The sequence below is a fragment of the Armatimonas sp. genome, from assembly GCF_043760365.1.
Classification (GTDB): Bacteria; Armatimonadota; Armatimonadia; order Armatimonadales; family Armatimonadaceae; genus Armatimonas.
This window is the reverse complement of sequence record NZ_JAYUPA010000013.1, coordinates 1-6967: the sequence shown is the minus strand read 5'-3', so window position 1 is coordinate 6967 and position 6967 is coordinate 1. Positions and strand designations below refer to the sequence as shown.

General features: G+C 60.0%; 6 protein-coding genes. 1 reads left to right on the top strand and 5 read right to left on the bottom strand.

The window, feature by feature from the left end; translation table 11 throughout:
* Nucleotides 1-129: 129 nt before the first annotated feature.
* The 3 genes from ACH2EH_RS00370 to acnA all read right to left on the bottom strand — a co-directional run bounded on the left by ACH2EH_RS00370 (nucleotide 130) and on the right by acnA (nucleotide 4694).
* Nucleotides 130-507, bottom strand: a complete 378-nt coding sequence (locus ACH2EH_RS00370; RefSeq protein ID WP_309689276.1) for a hypothetical protein — start codon at nucleotides 505-507, stop codon at nucleotides 130-132.
* 34 nt (nucleotides 508-541) lie between these two features.
* The gene (locus tag ACH2EH_RS00365) at nucleotides 542-1465 is read right to left on the bottom strand and encodes a hypothetical protein (protein ID WP_395137703.1); all 924 of its coding nucleotides are present in this window, start codon (nucleotides 1463-1465) and stop codon (nucleotides 542-544) included.
* A 550-nt stretch (nucleotides 1466-2015) separates the two neighbouring features.
* Complete coding sequence (gene acnA / locus ACH2EH_RS00360; RefSeq protein ID WP_395137701.1) at nucleotides 2016-4694, bottom strand: aconitate hydratase AcnA; 2679 nt, start codon at nucleotides 4692-4694, stop codon at nucleotides 2016-2018.
* Nucleotides 4695-4823: 129 nt separating this feature from the next.
* On the opposite strand from acnA, the gene ACH2EH_RS00355 reads away from it, so the two are divergent.
* A complete protein-coding gene (locus tag ACH2EH_RS00355; protein WP_395137699.1) occupies nucleotides 4824-5741 on the top strand; it encodes a LysR substrate-binding domain-containing protein in 918 nt (305 codons plus the stop codon).
* Here the strand turns inward: ACH2EH_RS00355 and ACH2EH_RS00350 are convergent.
* Both ACH2EH_RS00350 and ACH2EH_RS00345 read right to left on the bottom strand, forming a co-directional pair.
* Nucleotides 5692-6711, bottom strand: coding sequence for a glycoside hydrolase family 76 protein (locus ACH2EH_RS00350; protein ID WP_395137697.1), 1020 nt, complete (start codon nucleotides 6709-6711; stop codon nucleotides 5692-5694). The genes ACH2EH_RS00355 and ACH2EH_RS00350 overlap by 50 nt on opposite strands.
* The coding region (locus tag ACH2EH_RS00345; RefSeq protein WP_395137695.1) for a uracil-DNA glycosylase family protein at nucleotides 6701-6967 on the bottom strand (267 nt) is incomplete at its 5' end. The genes ACH2EH_RS00350 and ACH2EH_RS00345, both read right to left, overlap by 11 nt.

The following is a 6967-nucleotide window of genomic DNA, read 5'->3' as shown; positions in this document are numbered from 1 at the left end:
CCCGGCTTGCGGGATAGATATGGTCAATCGCGAACGGACCGGGCGAGAACCAGTCAGGCCAGCCGCAGTACTCACAAAGTCGGTTTGCCCGCCGACGCACCTCGGCGTGTTCTTCCGTCGTGAGGCGCATCAGATTGGAAGGATGCCCAGTTTCTGCATGACAATATGTGGCGTTTCCTCGCGTAGCTGCGCCAGCTCCACCACTGCTTCCAAGCGTGTCACCTGCCAGCGCTCCATCTGCGTAAGAAGCGCAAAGCGTTCGTTGTACTCGTCGGGCGTAAGAGTCACTTCTTCGGCCTTTGCATCCAGATCCACCTTACGGCTCCAGAAGTTCTCGGGGAGTCCCTCGGAGATTAGCCGGAGCAGTTCACTCTCGCGATCTATAGCGGGCTCTTTGAACAGCACCGTCGCCATGAGCGAAGCGGCGACTTCCTCCGTCGGTCGGCCCTGCTTCTTCGCAAGAGCTTCAAGACGCCGCTGTGTGGGTTTGTCGAGCGTGATGGTCATGGGGAAATTATATCGCTTAACTTCCCCACGAGGGTTAGCGGGTGATCTTGACGGTGGCGCTGCCTTTCTCATTGCCCGTCTCGGTGACGGTGTAGACGCGGAAGAGGGCACTGGTGCCGCTGGTGGTGAGGCCGACGGTGGTCTCGAAGGTCGTTGCGGCATCAAGGAAGCGCCCGATGGTCTCCTCGGTGATGGTCTTGTAGGTTGTGCCGGGGCAGTGGCGCACCTCGTAGTGGGCGACATGGACCTTGGGATCGGTAAGCGGCAGAATCGTCAGCCGCGCCGTCTCTTGCGCCGCGTCCCACACGCCGCTGGCACTCACCGCAGGCGGCGTCGAGCCAGGGTCGGGGTTGACTTGCGGCAGACTCAGCACAATCGCGTCGTCGGGGAGGAAGAGGCCCGCAATGCGTTTTCGGTAGCTCGTCAGCGCCGTCTTCACCAGCTTCATCTGAGCATCGCGCTCTTTGCGCGCCACCGTGAGCGCCACCCCCGCATTCTCCAGTACCAGATAGGTCGTCGCCAGCCCCGCAACTTTCACCATAAACTGCCCCAGTGTCAGCCCGCCGGGGAGTGTCAGTGGCCCGGTGAAGCTCGCAATGCTCGCCGTGTCAATCTGCCCCCAGCGCGCCGCGACATCACTCAGTACTTTGAGCAAGTCCGCTTGCCCGACCAGGGGGCTGACCGCATCGGGAAGGTTGTGCTCATAGCCCGTCCCGGCGAGCGCCCCCCGCACGGCCCGGTTAAAGGTCGCCACCAGCGGCACCAGCCCCGCCCGCGCCACGTCCTTCTTGCCAATCTCCACGGTGTAGTCCGCAAACGCATCGGTGACGGCAACAATGCCCGCCTCCAGCTCCCCCCGAAGCGTCGAGAGTCCCGCGCGGGTCAATCCGCTACGCAACACTATGGGCTTTCCTAGCTTGGATTCCGCGCTGACCCAGTGCGCCGAGAAAACGTCCATCGTGGATAAATATGTCCCTACAGAACCTAGTGCCATTACTAAACCTCCTGTTGGTGTGGCTTCAGAGCTTTTGCCTGTGCCTTCACCACTTTAGAATACGCCTATAGATTCTATAGATGTTCCGAAAAGTTCTGAAGCCACAAGAAAACTTTCTGTAGCCATGCCCTCAGATGCTGTAGTTTCCCTTCCTAGACCGGACTCGGTGGTCGCTATGAAATTCAACCCACCCGCCTCGTCCCTCGGCACCCTCCCTGCCGCAGGGAGGGTGGATACGAGCCGTGCGAGTAGCCGGGTGGGTTCGATGTGTTGTATACTTTTTGTGCTTGTCCACAAACGAGCCTACTTCACCTTGGCCAGGAGATAAAGAAGTGGCACCTGCCCGTGTTGAGCTGGCAGAGGTAGGATGCACTCTGCAAGACCTACTGCGAAAACCCGGACATCGTTGGATGCCAGGCAATGGCCACAAATCCGCAGCCGTGCGGGGAAGACCAAAACGGAAACGATCCGGAGGAAAACTCCCCCGGATCATCTCTTTTCGTTGATATTGCGATTACGCCCGTGCGACGAGCTGGCGTAGCACGTAGGGCAGAATCCCGCCGTGGAGGTAGTATTCCACCTCGATGGGCGTATCAATCCGCAGAACCACCGGCTGGATTGTCATCGAGCCATCGGCCTTGGTGATGGTCAGCGTCAGGCCCATGCGCGGCGTGATGCCGCCCGCGACGCCCGTCAGGTCGAAGGTCTCCGTGCCATCAAGGCCCAGCGTGGCGGCGCTGACGCCGTCGGGGAACTGGCAGGGGAGGACGCCCATTCCGACCAGGTTGCTGCGGTGGATGCGCTCGAAGCTCTGCGCGATCACGGCCTTGACACCCTGGAGCGCCGTGCCCTTGGCCGCCCAGTCGCGGCTGGAGCCGGTGCCGTACTCCTGGCCCGCGAGAATGACGAGGGGAATACCCGCGGCCTTGTACTCCATCGCCGCATCGTAGATCGCCACGGGCTCGCCTGCGCCGTTGATTTTAGTGACGCCGCCTTCGACGCCGGGCACCATCAGGTTCTTGATGCGGACATTGGCGAACGTGCCGCGCACCATCACTCGGTCATTGCCACGGCGCGAGCCGTAGCTATTGAAGTCCGTGGCGTCTACCCCATGCTCCACCAGGTAGCGCCCAGCAGGCGAGCTGGCTTTAATGGCGCCAGCGGGGGAGATATGATCCGTCGTCACCGAGTCGCCGAGAATGGCGAGGGGGCGTGCGCCCAGCACATCGGCGGCGACACCGGCATCCGGGCCGAAGTTCTCAAAGTACGGGGGGTGCTGGATGTAGGTCGAGTTGTCGTCCCAGGCATAGAGGTCGCCGGTGCTGGAGCTAATCTCCTGCCAGAGTGGGTTCTGCTCGGCAAAGCCTGCGTAGAGTTTTTGGAAGACGGCGGGGTCCTCGGCGCTCCCGATCAGCGCGGCCACTTCTTGCGGCGTGGGCCAGATGTCCTTGAGATAGACTGGGCTGCCATCGCTGCCCGTGCCAAGCGGGGCCGTGGTGAGATCAATGCTCACGGAACCGGCCAGCGCGTAGGCCACGACCAGCGGCGGGGACATCAGGAAGTTGGCTTTCACGTTCTGGTGCACACGCGCCTCGAAGTTGCGGTTGCCCGAGAGCACGGCGGCCACAGTGAGGTTGTTGTCCACGACCGTTTTCTCAATCGCGGCATCCAGCGGGCCGGAGTTGCCGATACAAGTAGTGCAGCCATACCCGACCGTCTGGAAGCCCAGCGTGTCTAAATAGCCCTGAAGCCCCGTCTTGGTCAAGTAATCGGTCACGACGCGCGAACCTGGCCCTAGTGAGGTTTTGACGGTCTCGCGGATGGTGAGGCCATGCTCAACGGCTTTCTTGGCTACTAGCCCAGCCGCTAACATCACGCTCGGATTGGAAGTATTGGTGCAGCTCGTGATCGCGGCGATTACGACATCGCCGTTGGACAGAGATTCGGTTTCGAGTTTACGGTCGGAGACGGGGGAACCGGCCATCGGGAGAATTGCGAAGCGCTTGGGCTGCTCCGCGAGCAAGTCCTCGAACTTCTCCTTGACATCTGTGAGGGCGATACGGTCCTGGGGACGCTTCGGCCCAGCAACACTGGGAACGACGGTAGAGAGATCCAGCGTGAGAAGCTCAGAGTAAGCAAGCTCCCCGGCGGCGGGCATTCCAAAAAGACCCTGCGCCTTGAAGTACTGACGGAACGCATCCACCTGCTCTGTGGTGCGGCCCGTGTTGGTGAGATAGCGGCAGGACTCCTCGTCCACGGGGAAGAAGCCCATGGTCGCGCCGTACTCCGGGGCCATGTTCGCAATCGTCGCCCGGTCGGTCAGGGTCAGCGATGCCGCTCCCTCACCGTGGAACTCCACAAACTTGCCAACGACTTTCGCGGCACGCAGCAGCTCGGTGAGCGTGAGAACGAGGTCGGTCGCCGTCACGCCGGGTGTCAGAGAACCTGTCAAAGTGACACCGACCACATCGGGGGTCAGGAAGTAGACCGGCTGGCCCAGCATGCCCGCCTCCGCCTCGATCCCGCCGACTCCCCAGCCCACAATGCCGAGGCCATTGATCATGGTCGTGTGCGAGTCGGTGCCAACCAGAGTGTCCGGGTAGAAGACGCCCTCGCCGTCTACTAAAACCCCTTTGGCTAGATATTCTAAGTTCACTTGGTGCACGATTCCGATTCCAGGTGGCACCACGGAGAACGTATCAAAGGCCTGCATGCCCCACTTCAGGAACTGGTAGCGCTGCTCGTTGCGGGCAAACTCAATCTCCATGTTTTTCTGGAGTGCATCGCCTCTCTCACTCACATCCACTTGAATGGAGTGATCCACCACTAAGTCAACTGGCACTAGCGGTTCGATAATCTTCGGGTTCTTGCCTAGCTTGGCGGCGGCATCTCGCATTGCGGCCAGATCGACCAGAAGCGGCACGCCGGTGAAGTCCTGAAGCACCACGCGGGCCACAACAAAGGGAATCTCCGCCGTACGCTCCTCATTGGCCGCCCAGTTCGCCAGCGTCTTGACATCGGCTTCGGCGACGCGCACGCCATCGCAGTTGCGTAGCACGGACTCTAGGACAATTCGGATTGAGACGGGCAGCTTAGACACGGGGCCAATCCCTATTTTCTCTAGCTCGGGCAACGAGCAGTACTTACCGGATTTCCCACCGGCGTACGTGAACTCACGAATCACATCAAACATGGACAACTAACCCCTTACCCCACCACCCGGGGCTACCCGGGCAGGGGAACAAATATGATGATTGTATTGTACCTGCACATATGTTATGCTTCCAATGAATTGATTTTATGGAATGGATGTGATTCACGTATGGAACTACGGCAACTCGAAGCATTTGCGACCGTGGCACGGCGGGCGAGCTTTACTCGGGCGGCGGAAGAGCTACACCTCACGCAGCCCGCCGTCACGCGGCAGATTGCGGCTCTGGAGAGTGAGCTGGGTGTGCTGCTCTTTGACCGGCTGGGAAAACGCATTCAGCTCACGAGTGCGGGCGAGACACTCTTAGGCTATGCCGCGCATATTTTGCGCCTCACAGAGGAGTCCCAGGAAGCGCTTGCCGAGCTGGCGGCAGGACGAGCAGGGCGTATTGCTATCGGGGCGGCAAGTACGTTGGCAACCTACGTCCTGCCCGCACTGCTGACGCGCTTTCGACAAGAGTACCCCGGCATAGAACTCTCTCTGCGCACGGGGCTCTCTGCGCGTGTTCGGGAGCTGGTGCTGAGCGGGGTGGTTGATGTGGGGCTAGTGACGACCGAGGGGGAGCCGGTGGAGTCGGAAGGCGCATTGCAGTCTGAATCACTAGGTGTCTACGAGACCGTGCTGACAGTTCCCCCAGGACACGCGCTTGCCGCACGGGCCAGTGCCACCGTCGCCGAGCTTGCGGGCGAGCCACTTCTCGCCATGACGGAGGGAACCAACCTGCGCACCTACGCCGAACACGTCCTCGCCGATGCGGGCGTGGCGGCAAGCGTCACGATGGAGCTGGACTCCGTCGAGGCGATCAAGCGCATGGTTGAGGCCGGGCTCGGTATTTCCTTACTTCCCCGTGTTGCAGTGGCTTCCGAAGTGGCAGCGGGACGCTTGGTCGCCCTTACCCTAACCGGAGTCCCGCTCCCGGAGCGGCATATCGTGCTTTTGCGCCGCCGGGATAAACACGTCACCGTGCCGCTGCTGGCGTTCATTGGGCTAGCAACCAGTAGAGTCGTGCCACAGACGCATTATCCATGAGCGTTTTTCGGGTTTGCTGACGATCTTTCTCAATCCGCCATTTTGTCCGGTGGCCTCCATCGGAGTCTCTCAAGTGTGTCCAGGCGAAGTTGCCGCAGGCTTCGGCGCGGGCGCGGAGATACGGTGCGTTGGTCTCGTGGTGCAGCTCCAAAAACGCCTCGACCAGCAAATGCGAAAAATTGGCTTCGTCGCGGAAGGCTTGCGTGCTCGGCTCTACAAACACTTTTTCACTCGCCTGTGCAACTCGGTTTGCTTCCGTCAGATAGTGCTTCTCGTCGGTGGCTTTCCACAAACTGAGGTTTGCCCGAAGCATGAGCGCAGCATTATACGTCCACTTTGTATGCTCTTTCTTACCCTCTAAGCTACAGTTATCGAGGAAAAGTCCATCGGTGTCTTGTAAACTAGCGTTTGTCCAGGCTACAATTCGTTTAGCCCAACCGACATAGTACGTGGGGTTCAGGTGCCGGGCAACCGCAAGCGCTGCCATGGCGCTGGGGCCATTTGAACAAGTGTTCTTACTCTTGCGATCCTCGCGCCAGTAGATGCCGCCACCGAGTTTTTCGTCCCAACCTGAGAGCACAAAACGCAGCGCCTCCACGGCGCGCAGAAGATACTTGCGCTCGCCGGTCTTCTCGTAGGCCTCGACAAAAGTGAGCACCATCCAGGCATTGTCGTCGTAGTACTTGTCCGAGTTACCGGGCGAGGAGAGATAAGCATCGTAGCCAGGAATCAGGGCGCGGGTGTCCCAGTAGCCCTGAAGGCCCTCGAAGAACGCGGCGATTTTTGCTTTATCGTCCGACCCGACGAGCATTGAGAAAGCCACTCCATTGCCCCACATAAACTCCCAGGGGAGCGCTTTGGGATCGGCTGGTATGGCGGGGTGAAATTTCTTAGCTCTCTCCTCCCAAAAATTTCGGAGGCAGTAGCCCGTTGTCGCGCTCGCACGCTCACGCCAGAGATCACGTCGCATGTTTTAGCTTTCTGAGCTGCACAAGCGCCTGGGCCAGCAGCATCTGATTATACGCCGAATTGAGCCAGGTGCTGGCCCCGGATGAGTGCGGCAGCGGCAAGTAAATCCGACCATCGTCTTTTGTAAACACCTGCCCGATTAGCTCCTCAAGTGGCGATTTGGAGAGAAATGTCTTGATGGCGAGCCCGCCAAAGAGTACGATAGCGCGTGGCGCAACGGCAGCAAGCTCTGCATCCAACCAAGTGCGGCAGAGCTT